Consider the following 15,777-nt stretch of genomic DNA (forward strand, 5'->3'; position numbering starts at 1 on the left):
CACGATCAACAACCTGTTTGACCGCTTCAATTTTAAACTCTTCGGGATAACGCTTACCGCTCATGGGCACCTCTCTTTAAGTCATCTTAAATGACTCTGAGGTGTCTGTTAAACCTGTGGCGATTCAATCAATAGTGAACTGGCAATTCGTGACAACAACATCAACACCCGCGCCACCATTGATTATGTTAACCAGACTTTCGCCCGTAAAAATACCGGCAGCATTCAGGACTGGGGCTGGATTCTGGACGACAGCACCGGATTTATAATGCAGTGGGGAACACTTGGTAACTCAAACGGAACCTACAATTTTCCGCGCGCTTTCCCTGTTGGTTGCTTTGCAATTTTTGTAACCAATACCAACGCTCAGGGCTCCCAGGTAGATAACGCATTCGGATACCCGGTGAGCAACAGTCAGTTTTTTGCCGCCACAAAGTCATCAGGAATGGTCAATCTGGTCAATAATTTTCCTGTATCCTGGTTTGCAATTGGGAGATAAATATCAATGAGCGATTATTATTACAGCTTTAAAGAAAAAGGTTTTTTCTGGCAGCCGGATACCAAATCAGGCGATTACCCGGATGATTTAATCCCCCTGACCGATGAGCATTACCGCGAGCTTATGCAGGGCCAGGTGGACGGAAAATATATTGAGCACAGGAAAGGAGGCCCGGTACTGGTTGAACATCGCGAATATACGCCTGAAGAGCTGGTTGCACAGGCTGAAGCCAGAAAAGCGGAACTTCTTGCAGAGGCAGAGTCAGTTATTGCGCCACTGGCGCGGGCGGTAAAACTGAAAATTGCCACAGATGAAGAGATTAAACGGCTGGAAGCATGGGAACTCTACAGCGTAATGGTTAACCGGGTGGATACCACAAATCCTGACTGGCCTGATGTGCCTGTAAGCCAGTAATATGAGGTTGTGAAAAATCAGGCTGGCGTCAATAAAATATGCCAGCCTGAATTAATATTCAGTATACTAACAACGACATATCTGGCACCAGTCCGGTGGCTTCAGAATATCTGGTGGGTACTGTTTACACCATTCCTGACTCATGCCGATAAGAGCCCATGGGATTTCAGGCAATCCACTGGAGAAATGTTTTGTATTATCCGGTGGGGGTTTTGAATCACTGGCAGCCATCGCAGATGTCGAAAAGGCTGCAGCCGACAATGCAAAGGCTAGGACTAAAAATATGTTCTTAACGTGTCTCATAATATCACCTTTAAGTAGTGACTCACTATCCTTATTGTTACCGCATCCTTTATTACAGATATTAAAGGTTATTCATTACCACCTGGTGAGTAAATAAAAACTATTTAGAAAATATTTACTTTAAATAAAAAGGATAAGCAATGTTATATTTTCTATAGAAATTAATTCATATGAGAGTGAGTTCATGTGCTATTCAAATCCTTACTGGCTCCCATCCACTGGGAGCGCAGGCCGGGCGCCTGATTAGGGCAGGAGTACCGCGACAGCAGGTAACGATTATTTATGATGCGGGGCTGTCGACGCTGTACAGAAAATTCCCAGTCTCTAAACTGGCTTAAATATGCGCACATGACAATACAACCAGAAAATCACCGGGCAGGGGATACCGCAACAGTGGGCTATGAAGCGAGAAATACTTTCGCTGCGGTACACCACAAGATACTCTGAGCTATTGCGTGTTAAGTAACTTGTTCAATCAATTCCGGGTGTTGGCTCTTCACACTCCATACAGCGCGAGACAGCGTGCCAGATAAATTCTTCTGCCGGCACGGCACAGGAGGAAATTATCTCTCCGGCTTACTTCCCTACAACATCATGAGATCCAGTGAGTTTGATGATGGAACGAGGATGTGATGGGGCATATATGGGACATAAAACGCCACTTGCTTTAAGGTAAACTTAGACGACTGATGTTTAAGCAAGCTCTAACAATCTGTTATTTAGTGCACTCCTGGACGAGCTTTATTGTTTATGAAAAATACATGACCATATGATGAGGATTATCCGCATCACACTTGTCCAGCGCCTCCACACCGTCAGCGGTGAATCAGTTAATCCAGCGTCCAATGGGTGAACGGGCGTAGCAGAGCGTTCTGGCAACGTGGCCGATACTGTCTCCCGGGTTGCAGCATCAACATGGCAGTCAGTCTGCGGGCATGGTTTTTGTCACGCGTTTTATGGATAGTTTTCTGCATCAGGCGTCGTTCGGTACGGGGAATTGGTGCTATGATCGGCATCGCTTAGTCCGGTTGGTGATTTGTGATTTTTGGCGATTGATCAAATCGCACAATCCGGACTGAGTTCTATCAAAGTGATCTACTATTCGGCGCAGCTATTTATAACGCTTTGTTTTATTCATCCGGGAAAACCTCTGCAGAATGCCTGTATTGAGCGATATAACCGGACGGTGGGTTATGACTGGCTGGGGTAGTGCAACTGGTGCTACCTGATAATTTACATTCATCATTGCTACTAATGCTTAATAGTTTTTGGGTTAAAGCATCCGGGGAAACTGGTAATGATAAAGACTCTTTAGTCTCTAAAACTGCAGGGGTGCCGAGTAGAAAAACAATGCTTTCCAGGGGCTGGTACTCGAGGCTTATACGTTCCTGTAATCCTCTATTGTAGCCTTCAACATCTGTAGCTAATGTATTCTGCGGAACATGCTGATCATTTAAGACAAAGCATTGCAAAGAAGAATCATACGCATGTATTGAGGTATGTTCATCTGAAAATGCAGAAGTTAAAAATGTAGCCTTGTCCTCTAAATTAACATCGCTTACACATGCATATGGAGCGATTGTGCTCGCCACCCTGTTAGTACTATTAATTGTAAACATGTTACCTCCCAAGGAAAACCACAAGTATGATCCATAAATCACTAAGATATAAATATATACGAATCTCATCACAACAAGAGGAGACCCTTTTACATGCAGTAGTTTTTAAAGAAAAGTAATTCAAGCCTGTTAGACCTATCAATTAATACACCTCATAACTTCTGTTACATCTGGAACTTCCTGATTTATTAGCTGGGAATTATCTGTAAACGGGTAATATAACGTTGTGAAAAATCAGGCTGGTGTCAATAAAACATGCCATCCTGAAGTAATATTCAGTATACTAACAACCACAAACCTGAGACCAATTCAGTTGCTTCAGGATATCTGGCGGCCAGCCACTGGAAAAATGTTTTGTATTATCTGGTGGGGAGAATGACTGGCAGCCATCACCAATGCCGAAAAGGTCGTTGCCGACAGCACCAGAAGCAATGGTAAAAATATACTATTTTTCATAATTTCACCTGTAAATACTCAGATTGCCCTTGCCCTTGCCCTTGCCCTTGCCCTTGCTATTGATGTCGTTTATGCTCAGCATAGTTCACACTTCACTGTCATTGGATTAATAATTAAGTTTGTTGAGCGAAAATTTAATTAAAGAAAAAATAATAAGCATCGATATTTTTCTTTTTTTGCAGGTTTTCAACGCATGCCCGAATAAACGTGCGCAGATGGTGAAAAATCTGGTTGGCCATAAAAAAGTTTAAAGATAAATGCAGGTGCTTATCTGTTGCGATATCAATTAAATTAATCTTGTTTTTTATTCATACCCTTGCCAAACAGATATGTAGCAAGAAAATATGATACTAAGTAAAGTTGGCATGTAGTCTAGAGTTAGGGGGAGTATATATCCTTAACTCCAATAGGGCTGCTCTATATATAAATATATTAATTGCATATTTTTTTAAAGTCAACGATTTCTATTTTTAGGCTTATATTTATCCCAACCAACTAATGAAAAAACATCTTCGTGTGAAATAGCCTCACCATTAAGAAAAAATTTAACATTTTGTTTTACCAGATCATCATGTCGATTCCGATATACCCATCTTAGCTCATGTGCTGTAATAGAATTACCATGCTTTCCTGTTTTATTTGCGATATCACTTATAGCATCAACTAAATTGTCAATGACAAAAATAACTGACCGTTCCCTCAATCGTGTTTGAAATTCAAGACCGGCTTTACTTGTTTTTATCCAGCACTCCTCATTGGATAAGTCTGAATATTTATCTTCGGTAATATTGTATTTTTTATGTTGAGATAAAAATTCTCTAAAAAAAATCCCTCTCTGAACATCATTCAATCTTTCTGCTATCTTCTCATCTTTATTAAACACGGCTCTATTCTTCCTGTCCCAGACCGCATCTGTTAATGTATTTTGAATAATAATATCTTTTTTTGAAAAATAATATAACGAATTAACTAAAGTATTTACTCGATCTCTTGCCTTACATAAACCATAAACCACATCTCCAGGCTGAAAACTTAACACATCTCCTGCAGGTTTGTTACTAAAGGTAATATCACTCCTGGTAAGAAATTCAGGATTAAGCTTAACATAACCATCGGTACTAATATCTATATGTGCAGGCAGATTGCAGGTTGGTATTTCCCATGCAATAGGGGTCCTTGAGGATAAATTGATAGACTTTAAATTAACAGGAAGCTTAACTGGAAGTTTAATATTATCACAAAAGTTGATACTTAATTTTTTTAGCTTATCAGGCAAAATATCATCTATAACAGTACCGGGAACTGTTCGTATAAGTTCAATACTTAGTTCTTTTAACTCCTCAGGTAACATTTTCATTAATGGCAAGAAAGGGCAATTTTGTAAATCTAATTTATCTAATTTATATGGTAACTCAGCACATAATATTTCAGAGAAATTTTGCAATGACAAAGAAGATAGATGCGGAGGAAGGGGAGGCAAAAATTTACCATAGCATGCAGTAAAACTCTTTAATCCATAAGGTAATGCGGGGAAAGTATAATTTTCTTCATATGCCTGCATATCTATAGATAGTGACTCTAAGCTATCTGGGAAATATGAAATTTTAATGGTCTGATTTCCAGATATAGTTAAACTTTTTAACCCATCAGGAAGATTTGGAATAGACTCCAGTGTATAGCATGAAGATAAATTCAACTCGGATAAATTATCAGGAAATACCGGAATAGAGGTAACATAATGAGCAGTAATTGATAAGCTCCCGGTATGATTTGCTTCTATTATTTTGTCGTAAATACTATTACGCTCCTCCCTCTCAATATCTGGGGATTCTATTCTCCATTTATTTAATAACTCAAGGTTTGATGTCGCCTCGTTACTTGTATATGCATATTGCAATATGGCTGGTTGGAATCCTATTTTCATGCGCTTTTTCAATCTATATGTCAATACCAAGCTATCATTATTACATTTATTTTCATTCAGGCAAGATTTAGAACCTAGCCTAATACCGATCGTTTAAGAAGCTGTTAGCCGATTCAGCAACATGGAGAATTTGAAGACAATCCGGTGGGATGGATTACCGCAGTCACGTTGTCTGCAAGAACGTGACTGCGGTAGGCCGGCTGCTGTTTAGTCAGGACTGACTGTAACCGTGTTTATAGGTTTATAGATCGTATAGACCTCTATTGTGATGTAACATCGTATGTTGATCAGCAGATCGTATGCTGACGATTTCAAAGCTACAGTGTAATATGCACGCCAGTCGTTGATGGGGTAGTTATTGTGGAATGTCCACCGCTGTGTCCATCAAGAAAAATTTATCAGCATAGCGAGTTGAAAAATTCATATTTATGAAGAACATAAGAAATTTCTCCATCATTGCTCACATTGACCACGGTAAATCGACGCTGTCTGACCGTATTATCCAGATCTGCGGTGGCCTGTCTGACCGTGAAATGGAAGCTCAGGTACTTGATTCGATGGATCTTGAGCGTGAGCGCGGTATTACTATTAAAGCCCAGAGTGTGACGCTGGATTTTAAAGCGTCTGATGGTGAAACTTATCAACTGAACTTTATCGACACGCCGGGACACGTTGACTTTTCCTATGAAGTTTCCCGTTCGTTAGCCGCCTGCGAGGGCGCGCTGCTGGTGGTGGATGCCGGCCAGGGCGTAGAAGCGCAAACGTTGGCGAACTGCTACACCGCGATGGAAATGGATCTTGAAGTGGTGCCGGTGCTTAACAAGATTGACCTGCCGGCCGCCGATCCGGAGCGTGTGGCGGAAGAAATCGAAGACATTGTCGGTATCGATGCGACGGACGCGGTACGCTGCTCCGCCAAAACGGGTGTCGGCGTGACGGATGTTCTGGAACGCCTGGTGCGCGATATCCCGCCGCCGCAAGGCGATCCGGACGGCCCGCTGCAGGCGCTGATTATTGACTCCTGGTTCGATAACTACCTGGGCGTGGTATCGCTGGTGCGTATTAAAAACGGCACCATGCGTAAAGGCGACAAAATTAAAGTGATGAGCACCGGGCAGACCTACAACGCTGACCGCCTGGGGATTTTCACGCCGAAACAGGTTGATCGTACCGAGCTGAAGTGTGGCGAAGTAGGCTGGCTGGTCTGCGCCATTAAAGATATCCTCGGCGCGCCGGTTGGCGATACCTTAACCTCAGCGCGTAACCCAGCGGAAAAAGCGTTGCCGGGCTTTAAGAAGGTGAAACCGCAGGTCTATGCAGGTCTGTTTCCGGTCAGCTCCGACGATTATGAAAGTTTCCGCGACGCGCTCGGCAAGCTGAGCCTGAACGATGCCTCACTGTTTTATGAACCGGAAAGCTCCTCGGCGCTGGGCTTTGGTTTCCGCTGCGGCTTCCTCGGCCTGTTGCACATGGAGATTATTCAGGAGCGTCTGGAACGCGAATACGATCTGGATCTGATCACCACTGCGCCGACCGTGGTTTATGAAGTAGAAACAACGGCGAAAGAGACTATCTATGTTGATAGCCCCTCCAAGCTGCCGCCGTTGAATAACATTTATGAACTGCGCGAGCCTATCGCCGAATGTCATATGCTGTTACCACAAGCCTATTTAGGTAACGTTATTACGCTGTGTATTGAGAAACGCGGCGTACAAACTAACATGGTGTATCACGGTAACCAGGTCGCGTTGACCTATGAAATCCCGATGGCGGAAGTGGTGCTCGACTTCTTTGACCGTCTGAAATCAACGTCGCGCGGCTATGCGTCTCTGGATTATAACTTCAAGCGCTTCCAGGCTTCCGATATGGTGCGTGTTGATGTGTTAATCAACAACGAGCGTGTCGATGCGCTGGCGCTGATCACGCACCGTGATAACTCGCAAAGCCGTGGTCGCGAGCTGGTGGAGAAGATGAAAGATTTGATTCCACGCCAGCAGTTTGATATCGCGATTCAGGCGGCGATTGGTACGCATATTATTGCCCGTTCGACGGTAAAACAGTTACGTAAAAACGTGCTGGCGAAGTGCTACGGCGGCGATATCAGTCGTAAGAAAAAACTGCTGCAGAAACAGAAAGAAGGTAAGAAACGCATGAAGCAGATCGGTAACGTCGAGCTGCCTCAGGAAGCGTTCCTCGCCATTCTGCATGTCGGTAAAGACAATAAATAATCCCTAAGGAGTTGGCATGGCGAACATGTTTGCCCTGATTCTGGTGATAGCCACACTGGTGACGGGCATTTTATGGTGCGTTGATAAGTTTGTTTTCGCGCCAAAACGTCGGGCGCGCCAGGCTGCCGCGCAAACGGCGTCGGGAGATGCGCTGGATAACGCTACGCTCAATAAAGTGGCGCCTAAGCCAGGCTGGCTGGAGACCGGGGCGTCGGTTTTCCCGGTTCTGGCGATCGTTCTGATCGTTCGTTCATTTCTTTATGAACCCTTTCAGATCCCGTCAGGCTCAATGATGCCGACACTGCTTATCGGCGATTTTATTCTGGTGGAAAAATTTGCCTACGGCATTAAAGATCCGATCTACCAGAAAACCCTGATTGAGACCGGTCATCCAAAGCGCGGGGATATTGTGGTATTTAAATATCCGGAAGATCCTAAGTTAGATTACATCAAACGCGCCGTCGGTTTGCCGGGCGATAAAATCACTTATGATCCGGTTGCGAAAGAGGTGACGATTCAGCCTGGCTGTAGCTCCGGTCAGGCGTGCGAAAATGCGCTGCCGGTTACCTACTCTAACGTTGAGCCGAGCGATTTTGTACAGACCTTTGCCCGCCGTAACGGCGGAGAAGCGACCAGCGGTTTCTTTGAAGTTCCGCTAAACGAGACAAAAGAAAACGGCATTCGCCTGACCGAACGTAAAGAGACGTTAGGCGATGTAACCCACCGCATCCTGATGGTGCCGATAGCCCAGGATCAGTTGGGCATGTATTACCAACAGCCAGGACAACCGCTGGCGACCTGGGTTGTACCACCGGGACAATATTTCATGATGGGCGACAACCGCGATAACAGCGCGGATAGCCGTTACTGGGGATTTGTTCCGGAAGCGAATCTGGTCGGTAAAGCGGTCGCTATCTGGATGAGCTTTGACAAGCAGGAAGGGGAGTGGCCGACAGGCGTACGCCTGAGTCGTATCGGCGGTATTCACTAACTGTGACGAAATGATCGTTCACGCTGCCGTCTTTTTAGCGGCAGCGTGAATTATTTCCTGGATAAATTCCCTCAGACTAACGACATCCCCTGTCGTTGTGTATAGAATATTCCCCCGAAGTTTTAGGTTGGCGCCGTTTGGTCGCCACGGCACACGAAACAGCGTTGGTTATAGACAACCTTCTTTCCGCTGCAGCGATGCGGCAGGACAGATGACGTGTATCAGGTCTGTTTCGTGTGCTGGATTGTTGACGCATTCATTTATTGGTATCGCATGAACCCCATCGTAATTAATCGGCTTCAACGGAAGCTGGGCTACACTTTTAATCATCAGGAGCTGTTGCAGCAGGCATTAACTCACCGCAGCGCCAGCAGTAAACATAACGAACGCCTGGAGTTTTTAGGCGATTCAATCCTGAGCTTCGTTATCGCTAACGCGCTTTATCACCGTTTCCCACGGGTGGATGAGGGAGATATGAGCCGTATGCGCGCCACGTTGGTACGTGGTAATACGCTGGCGGAATTAGCCCGTGAGTTTGATTTAGGCGAGTGCCTGCGTTTAGGGCCGGGCGAATTAAAAAGCGGCGGATTCCGTCGGGAGTCCATTTTGGCGGACACCGTTGAAGCGTTAATCGGCGGAGTATTTCTCGATAGCAATATCCAGACCGTCGAGCAGTTGATCCTTAACTGGTATAAAACCCGTCTGGATGAGATAAGCCCGGGCGATAAACAAAAAGATCCTAAAACGCGCTTGCAGGAGTATTTGCAGGGTCGCCATCTGCCGCTGCCATCTTACCTGGTTGTGCAGGTACGCGGCGAGGCGCACGATCAGGAATTTACTATCCACTGCCAGGTCAGCGGCCTGAGCGAACCGGTGGTTGGCACGGGTTCCAGCCGTCGTAAGGCGGAGCAGGCTGCCGCCGAACAGGCGCTGAAAAAACTGGAGTTGGAATGAGCACTGACAAAACTTACTGCGGATTTATTGCCATCGTCGGACGTCCGAACGTTGGCAAATCCACCTTGCTGAACAAACTGCTTGGGCAGAAGATTTCAATCACTTCCCGTAAAGCGCAGACCACGCGCCACCGCATTGTCGGTATTCATACCGAAGGCCCGTATCAGGCAATTTATGTCGATACCCCGGGACTGCATATGGAAGAAAAGCGCGCCATTAACCGTTTGATGAATAAGGCGGCGAGCAGTTCGATTGGCGACGTTGAGCTGGTGATTTTCGTTGTGGAAGGCACCCGTTGGACGCCGGACGACGAAATGGTCCTGAACAAACTGCGCGATGGCAAAGCGCCGGTTATTCTCGCCGTTAACAAGGTGGATAACGTGCAGGAAAAAGCTGATTTGCTGCCGCACCTCCAGTTCCTGGCAAGCCAGATGAACTTTCTTGATATCGTACCCATCTCTGCTGAAACGGGTATGAACGTCGATACCATTGCCGGTATCGTGCGTAAACATTTACCGGAAGCGATTCATCACTTCCCGGAAGATTACATCACCGATCGCTCTCAGCGCTTTATGGCGTCTGAAATCATTCGTGAAAAGCTGATGCGTTTTCTCGGCGCCGAGCTGCCGTATTCCGTTACCGTTGAGATTGAACGTTTTGTTACCAACGAACGCGGCGGCTATGATATCAATGGGCTGATCCTCGTCGAGCGCGAAGGGCAGAAGAAGATGGTGATTGGCAACAAAGGCGCCAAAATCAAAACCATTGGTATTGAAGCGCGTAAAGACATGCAGGAGATGTTTGAAGCGCCGGTACACCTGGAACTGTGGGTGAAAGTGAAATCCGGCTGGGCCGATGACGAACGCGCTCTGCGCAGTCTCGGTTACGTAGACGATCTGTGAGTTAACACAGCGTGGAAGGGTGGCAGCGCGCATTTGTCCTGCACAGTCGCCCCTGGAGCGAAACCAGCCTGATGCTGGACGTCTTCACGGAAGAATCGGGGCGCGTGCGCCTTGTCGCCAAAGGCGCGCGATCTAAACGTTCCAATCTGAAAGGCGCGTTGCAGCCTTTTACGCCGTTATTGCTACGCTACAGCGGACGCGGCGAGGTGAAAACCCTGCGCAGCGCCGAGGCAGTTTCTCTGGCGCTGCCGTTAAGCGGTATTACGCTCTATAGCGGCCTGTACATCAACGAACTCCTCTCTCGCGTACTGGAATATGAAACGCGCTTCTCCGAACTCTTTTTTGATTATCTGAACTGTATTCAGGCGCTGGCGGGAACCACCGGCTCGCCTGAACCGGCGTTGCGACGTTTCGAACTGGCGTTGCTGGGTCATCTGGGGTATGGCGTCAATTTCACCCACTGTGCAGGCAGCGGCGAACGGGTGGATGACACCATGACCTACCGTTACCGCGAAGAAAAAGGCTTTTTCGCCAGCGTCGTCATCGATAACAACACCTTTACCGGACGGCACCTGAAAGCGTTGGAGGAGCGGGAATTTCCGGATGTAGATACCCTGCGTGCCGCTAAACGCTTTACCCGTATGGCATTAAAGCCGTATCTTGGGGGAAAACCGTTAAAAAGCCGGGAGCTGTTCCGGCAATTTATGCCCAAACGCACAGTAAAAATGAAGAAAGATTAACGAGGATTGTCATGGCTGAATTACTGTTAGGCGTCAATATTGACCACATTGCCACGTTACGTAATGCGCGCGGCACCGACTATCCGGATCCGGTACAGGCGGCGTTTATTGCTGAACAGGCAGGCGCGGACGGCATTACCGTACACCTGCGCGAAGATCGTCGCCACATTACCGATCGCGATGTGCGCATTCTGCGTCAGACGCTGCATACGCGTATGAATCTGGAGATGGCGGTGACCGAAGAGATGCTGGCGATCGCCGTAGAAACCAGGCCGCATTTCTGTTGTCTGGTACCGGAAAAACGCCAGGAAGTCACCACCGAAGGCGGCCTGGATGTGGCCGGACAGCGCGATAAAATGCGTGATGCCTGTGCGCGCCTGGCGGCGGCTGGCATCCAGGTTTCGCTCTTTATCGATGCCGATGAAGCGCAAATCAACGCGGCGGCGGAAGTCGGCGCGCCGTTTATCGAAATCCATACCGGCTGCTACGCCAACGCAGAAACCGATGCGGAACAGGCAAAAGAGCTGGCGCGTATTGCCAGCGCCGCGACCCTGGCGGCCCGTCTGGGGCTAAAAGTAAATGCGGGTCATGGCCTGACCTACCATAACGTCAAAGCTATTGCCGCACTGCCGGAAATGCACGAGCTCAATATCGGTCATGCCATTATTGGTCGGGCGGTGATGACGGGGCTGAAAGAGGCGGTGGCTGAAATGAAACGTTTGATGCTGGAAGCGCGCGGCTAATGGCGATTCTCGGCCTGGGAACGGATATTGTAGAGATTGCCCGCATTGAGGCAGTGATCTCCCGTTCCGGCGAACGTCTGGCAAGGCGTGTGCTCAGTGACAACGAGTGGGCTATCTGGGAGACGCATCAGCAGCCGGTGCGTTTTCTCGCCAAGCGTTTTGCGGTCAAAGAGGCGGCAGCGAAAGCTTTTGGCACCGGCATCCGCAACGGTCTGGCGTTTAATCAGTTCGAAGTGTTTAACGATGAGCTGGGAAAACCACGTTTGCGGCTGTGGGGCGAGGCGTTAACGCTGGCGGAAAAACTCGGTGTGGCGCACATGCATGTCACGTTGGCCGATGAACGCCATTACGCCTGCGCTACGGTCATTCTGGAAAGTTAGATTTGCCGGATGGCGGCGTAAACACGTTATCTGACCTACAGGCCGATATATTGTCGGCCTGATAAGCATAGCGCCATCAGGCATTGTTGCGTTGGAAGTGCGTTAACCCGCTTACAATTTATCTGCGTGATGCATCAGAACAAACTTATCCCACAACTGTTCTTCGGTTTCGACATGGGCGGGATCCTGCAAAATCGTATTGGGGATCGGGCAGACTTTCTGACAGGTCGGCGTTTCGTAATGGCCTACACACTCGGTGCATTTGTCGCTGTTAATCTCATAAATGCTGTCGCCCATTGAAATCGCCTCATTCGGGCACTCCGGCTCGCACATATCGCAATTGATACATTTTTTGGTGATTAACAGCGCCATCAGGAAATTCTCAGAAACAACACAAATCGGGCGGGCATTATACGCCTATTTTCTACTCGGGCCAGCTCTTTTCTGGCGCTGATTTGTTATCTACAGTGTAAAAATTTTTGATCTGCTTGAGCAGGCAGATGGTTGCGTTATCCAGTGAAAGGTCATTAGTGTGTACCAGCATGACAGGAATAAAGAATGCGGGGATGCCCAGTGAAACCAGGCGAACATTTTTGGGTGTCGATAAATGGGTTAGCGAGCGGGTAATAAATGCGATGCCAATCTGCGCTTCGGCATACTCAAGGCATGAGTAGTGGTTATCCAGTTCGCAGATGACGTTAGGAACGACTTTGCGGTTATTAAATTCTGTGGTGATGATCCCTCTTAATAGCAGAGAGTCATTAAGCACGATAATGGGCTGGTCGTTTAAATCTTTTAGATGCAGACGTTCGCGTGTCGCCAGAGGATGAGAAAGTGGGATTGCAGCGATAATTTCATCTTCAAACAGCATGGTCGAGCTTAGCTGGGCAGGGAGCGCTGTTCGATAAACAATGCCAATATCAACGGCGCTATCCGTCAGCTTTTTAATGGTTTGCTCAGTTGAGAACTCTTTAACATTTAAAGATATTTCCGGATGGTGCGCCATAAAGTTGCGAAAAGCGGGCAGGACCAGGTAGCTGCCTGACACCCCGATTGAAATAGTATCGCGCTGTTGATCCTGATAGGGAAGAAGTTCATTTTCGGCATTTTTTAAATCCAGCATTATTTTGTTAGCGTGTCGTTGCAAAATAATGCCTGCTTTTGTTAATTTAATTCCTCTGCCTTTTTGCTTAAATAATATTGTTTTAAGTGATGACTCAAGTTGTTTGATTTGCTGACTTAATGATGGCTGAGTGATAAATAGGCGACTGGCTGCCCGACCATAATGTAATTCATCACACAATATCAGGAAGGAGTGTAGTTGTTTGATATTCATTAAAATTTAATGCCAATCGATTGGGTTTTGTTATAACGATTATAAAAAATACCAAATTGTTTGCCTATTTTGCTTTTTTTAAACTGTGATCAGTGCATTTTAAAAAGGGAAAATTATGTCGGCATCAATCAACCGCTGGGGAATGCTTGCCGCTCACGTGTGCATCAATTTTGTGCTCGGGGGCGTCTACGCATTTAGCTATTTCAAAACACCACTCATGGCGCAATATCACTGGGATCCGGCTACGCTGGCGTTAGCATTCTCTATCAACATGGGGATCATTCCTTTACCGATGATTTGGGGCGGGAGAATGATCGACAATGGTAAAGGAAAGCAGGCGATAGTTATCGGCGGTATCCTGTTTTCTTTAGGTTTTATCTTGTCCGGGTTTGTGGATAATTTGCCCATGCTGTTTTTAACCTACGGCGTCATTGCCGGGTTGGGATCGGGCCTGGCTTTTACGGGTAATCTTAATAATATTCTGAAATTTTTCCCTGACCGTCGCGGTCTGGCCAGCGGTATCGTACTGGCGGGTGTTGGCGTCGGGACGCTACTTTGCACCCGCCTGGCCGAATATTTTATGGCGCAAACTCACGATGTTAGTCGGGCGTTGTTATATCTGGGTATTGTTTATCTGGTGGTTATTTTTATCGTCCAGTTCTTTATTCGTAGCGCGCCAGCAAAAGATAGCGGAGGAATTAAAGCGTCGCCACTGGATAAAGACTATCGGCACATGCTGAAAGATCTGCGCTTCTGGCTGCTGTTTATGATTCTGGCGCTGGGCGTGTTCTCTGGGATGGTAATTAGCTCAAGCTCTGCGCAAATTGGTATGACGCAGTACGGTTTACTGTCCGGTGCATTAGTCGTTAGCCTGGTCTCGATATTTAACTCGATCGGTCGCCTGTTCTGGGGAGGGTTAACCGATAAATTAGGCGGCTATAATACGCTGGTTATTGTTTACCTCTTTACCTGCTTGTGTATGCTGCTGTTATTTTTCTTCAATGGCAATACTTCGGTATTTTATTTCAGCGCTCTGGGCGTGGGCTTTGCTTATGCCGGTATATTAGTTATCTTCCCTGGTTTGACCAGCCAGAATTTTGGTATGCGTAACCAGGGGCTAAACTACGGCTTTATGTATTTTGGTTTTGCCGTCGGTGCGGTTATTGCTCCTTATGTAACGTCCGCTATTGCAAAATATACCGGAAGCTACAATACAGTATTTATTTTGACAACGGTGCTATTGCTTATTGGAGTCGTGTTGACCCTGATAACGAAAAAATATGTCGCAACGGTTTTAGCCAAAATTCATTAATCAGATAATAAGGAAATAAAAATGAAAATTGCAATCGCAGGTGCAGGCGCTATGGGGTGTCGTTTTGGCTATATGCTGCTGGAGGCCGGGCACGACGTGACGCTTATCGATAGCTGGCAGGAGCATGTCGACGCTATTCGTAGCAAGGGGTTGTTTGTCGAAACGGAAACGACTCAGAAGTATTACCCCATCCCTGCTATGTTGGCTGATGAATCCCAGGGGGAGTTTGAGCTGGTTATTCTGTTTACCAAAGCAATGCAGCTGGATAGCATGTTACAGCGTATCAAGCCATTACTGCCAGCCGCGAAAGTCGTGATGATTCTATCTAACGGTCTGGGAAATATTGAAACGCTGGAGAAATATGTCGATCGGCAGAAAATCTATGCGGGTGTGACGTTATGGTCCAGCGAACTGGAGGGGGCTGGGCATATTATGGCCACCGGTACCGGAACGATTGAACTGCAGCCGATTGCCAGCCAGGATTCGGCTCAAGAGGCTAAGGTCATTGCCACCCTTAATAGTGCTGGATTGAATGCTGAAATAAGCCCTGACGTATTATTATCGATCTGGAAGAAAGCAGCCTTTAATAGCGTAATGAACACCTATTGCGCGTTACTGGATTGTAATGTCGGCGGATTTGGTCAGCGGCCTGGTGCTTTAGATTTAGCGCAAGCGGTAGTTGATGAGTTTGTGTTAGTTGCTGCCAGCCAGAATATTCCGTTGACTGAGCAAATGGTGATGAATACGGTGAAGAAAGTGTTCGATCCGCGTGAGAGCGGCCACCACTATCCTTCTATGCATCAGGATTTACATAAAGGCCGACTGACCGAAATCGACTATTTAAATGGTGCGATTGCGCGAATCGGCGCTCAGAACAATATTGCCGTACCGGTTAACACACTCCTGACGCAATTGATTCACGCGAAAGAAGCGCAATAAACTTGATGGCTCTTCTGCATGAGGCGGAAGAGCCATT

General features: G+C 46.9%; 15 protein-coding genes and 6 pseudogenes. 15 read left to right on the forward strand and 6 right to left on the reverse strand.

Annotated features, from left to right (window positions below):
• Positions 1-121 precede the first annotated feature (121 nt).
• Both J4728_RS24170 and J4728_RS08075 read left to right on the forward strand, forming a co-directional pair.
• Positions 122-499: pseudogene (locus J4728_RS24170) on the forward strand (gp53-like domain-containing protein); the annotation flags it as partial.
• 6 nt (positions 500-505) lie between these two features.
• A complete protein-coding gene (locus J4728_RS08075) occupies positions 506-913 on the forward strand; it encodes a tail fiber assembly protein (RefSeq protein WP_208211565.1) in 408 nt (135 codons plus the stop codon).
• Positions 914-979: 66 nt separating this feature from the next.
• Here J4728_RS08075 and J4728_RS24275 read toward each other — a convergent pair whose 3' ends face one another.
• Entirely contained in the window at positions 980-1,216 is a 237-nt protein-coding gene (locus tag J4728_RS24275; RefSeq protein WP_350028752.1) for a PagK family vesicle-borne virulence factor, read from the reverse strand.
• Between the two features lie 224 nt (positions 1,217-1,440).
• Here J4728_RS24275 and J4728_RS08080 point away from each other — a divergent pair.
• Together J4728_RS08080 and J4728_RS08085 are read left to right on the forward strand one after the other, a co-directional pair.
• Positions 1,441-1,554, forward strand: a pseudogene (locus J4728_RS08080) (helix-turn-helix domain-containing protein); the annotation flags it as partial.
• A 35-nt stretch (positions 1,555-1,589) separates the two neighbouring features.
• Positions 1,590-1,682 (forward strand): annotated as a pseudogene (locus J4728_RS08085) (DUF4113 domain-containing protein); the annotation flags it as partial.
• A 363-nt stretch (positions 1,683-2,045) separates the two neighbouring features.
• Here the strand turns inward: J4728_RS08085 and J4728_RS08090 are convergent.
• Positions 2,046-2,232: pseudogene (locus tag J4728_RS08090) on the reverse strand (IS630 family transposase); the annotation flags it as partial.
• 101 nt (positions 2,233-2,333) lie between these two features.
• On the opposite strand from J4728_RS08090, the pseudogene J4728_RS08095 reads away from it, so the two are divergent.
• A pseudogene (locus J4728_RS08095) lies at positions 2,334-2,423 on the forward strand (integrase core domain-containing protein); the annotation flags it as partial.
• A 730-nt stretch (positions 2,424-3,153) separates the two neighbouring features.
• Here J4728_RS08095 and J4728_RS08105 read toward each other — a convergent pair.
• On the reverse strand, positions 3,154-3,291 hold the full coding sequence (locus J4728_RS08105; protein WP_001542312.1) for a PagK family vesicle-borne virulence factor: 138 nt from the start codon (positions 3,289-3,291) through the stop codon (positions 3,154-3,156).
• A gap of 119 nt (positions 3,292-3,410) precedes the next feature.
• On the opposite strand from J4728_RS08105, the pseudogene J4728_RS24280 reads away from it, so the two are divergent.
• A pseudogene (locus J4728_RS24280) lies at positions 3,411-3,510 on the forward strand (hypothetical protein); the annotation flags it as partial.
• A 235-nt stretch (positions 3,511-3,745) separates the two neighbouring features.
• Here the strand turns inward: J4728_RS24280 and gogB are convergent.
• Positions 3,746-5,239 (reverse strand): type III secretion effector GogB, encoded by a 1,494-nt coding sequence (gene gogB, locus J4728_RS08110; RefSeq protein WP_208211567.1) that lies wholly within the window; start codon positions 5,237-5,239, stop codon positions 3,746-3,748.
• A gap of 404 nt (positions 5,240-5,643) precedes the next feature.
• Here gogB and lepA point away from each other — a divergent pair, with 404 nt between their 5' ends.
• From lepA to acpS, 7 genes are all read left to right on the forward strand, one after another.
• Positions 5,644-7,443, forward strand: a complete 1,800-nt coding sequence (gene lepA / locus J4728_RS08115; RefSeq protein ID WP_000790154.1) for a translation elongation factor 4 — start codon at positions 5,644-5,646, stop codon at positions 7,441-7,443.
• 16 nt (positions 7,444-7,459) lie between these two features.
• The gene (gene lepB / locus J4728_RS08120; protein ID WP_000002559.1) at positions 7,460-8,434 is read left to right on the forward strand and encodes a signal peptidase I; all 975 of its coding nucleotides are present in this window, start codon (positions 7,460-7,462) and stop codon (positions 8,432-8,434) included.
• Between the two features lie 273 nt (positions 8,435-8,707).
• Complete coding sequence (gene rnc / locus J4728_RS08125; protein ID WP_001068341.1) at positions 8,708-9,388, forward strand: ribonuclease III; 681 nt, start codon at positions 8,708-8,710, stop codon at positions 9,386-9,388.
• Entirely contained in the window at positions 9,385-10,290 is a 906-nt protein-coding gene (gene era / locus J4728_RS08130; RefSeq protein WP_000102230.1) for a GTPase Era, read from the forward strand. Before rnc ends, era begins: the two co-directional genes overlap by 4 nt.
• Positions 10,291-10,301: 11 nt before the next feature.
• Entirely contained in the window at positions 10,302-11,030 is a 729-nt protein-coding gene (gene recO / locus J4728_RS08135) for a DNA repair protein RecO (protein ID WP_000399381.1), read from the forward strand.
• An 11-nt stretch (positions 11,031-11,041) separates the two neighbouring features.
• Positions 11,042-11,773: a pyridoxine 5'-phosphate synthase gene (gene pdxJ, locus J4728_RS08140; RefSeq protein WP_000818964.1), complete on the forward strand. Its 732-nt coding sequence runs from the start codon at positions 11,042-11,044 to the stop codon at positions 11,771-11,773.
• On the forward strand, positions 11,773-12,153 hold the full coding sequence (gene acpS / locus J4728_RS08145; protein WP_000986043.1) for a holo-ACP synthase: 381 nt from the start codon (positions 11,773-11,775) through the stop codon (positions 12,151-12,153). The genes pdxJ and acpS overlap by 1 nt, the downstream gene beginning before the upstream one ends.
• 111 nt (positions 12,154-12,264) lie before the next feature.
• Here acpS and J4728_RS08150 read toward each other — a convergent pair whose 3' ends face one another.
• Together J4728_RS08150 and J4728_RS08155 are read right to left on the reverse strand one after the other, a co-directional pair.
• Entirely contained in the window at positions 12,265-12,525 is a 261-nt protein-coding gene (locus J4728_RS08150; protein WP_001196291.1) for a YfhL family 4Fe-4S dicluster ferredoxin, read from the reverse strand.
• A 52-nt stretch (positions 12,526-12,577) separates the two neighbouring features.
• Positions 12,578-13,489, reverse strand: coding sequence for a LysR family transcriptional regulator (locus J4728_RS08155; protein WP_208211569.1), 912 nt, complete (start codon positions 13,487-13,489; stop codon positions 12,578-12,580).
• A gap of 115 nt (positions 13,490-13,604) precedes the next feature.
• On the opposite strand from J4728_RS08155, the gene J4728_RS08160 reads away from it, so the two are divergent.
• Both J4728_RS08160 and J4728_RS08165 read left to right on the forward strand, forming a co-directional pair.
• Positions 13,605-14,801, forward strand: a complete 1,197-nt coding sequence (locus tag J4728_RS08160) for an OFA family MFS transporter (RefSeq protein WP_001276364.1) — start codon at positions 13,605-13,607, stop codon at positions 14,799-14,801.
• Positions 14,802-14,822: 21 nt separating this feature from the next.
• Entirely contained in the window at positions 14,823-15,740 is a 918-nt protein-coding gene (locus tag J4728_RS08165; protein WP_000684036.1) for an oxidoreductase, read from the forward strand.
• Positions 15,741-15,777: the final 37 nt, after the last annotated feature.

This window comes from Salmonella sp. 32070601201500089SM (genome assembly GCF_017573605.1).
Classification (GTDB): domain Bacteria; phylum Pseudomonadota; class Gammaproteobacteria; order Enterobacterales; family Enterobacteriaceae; genus Salmonella; species Salmonella enterica.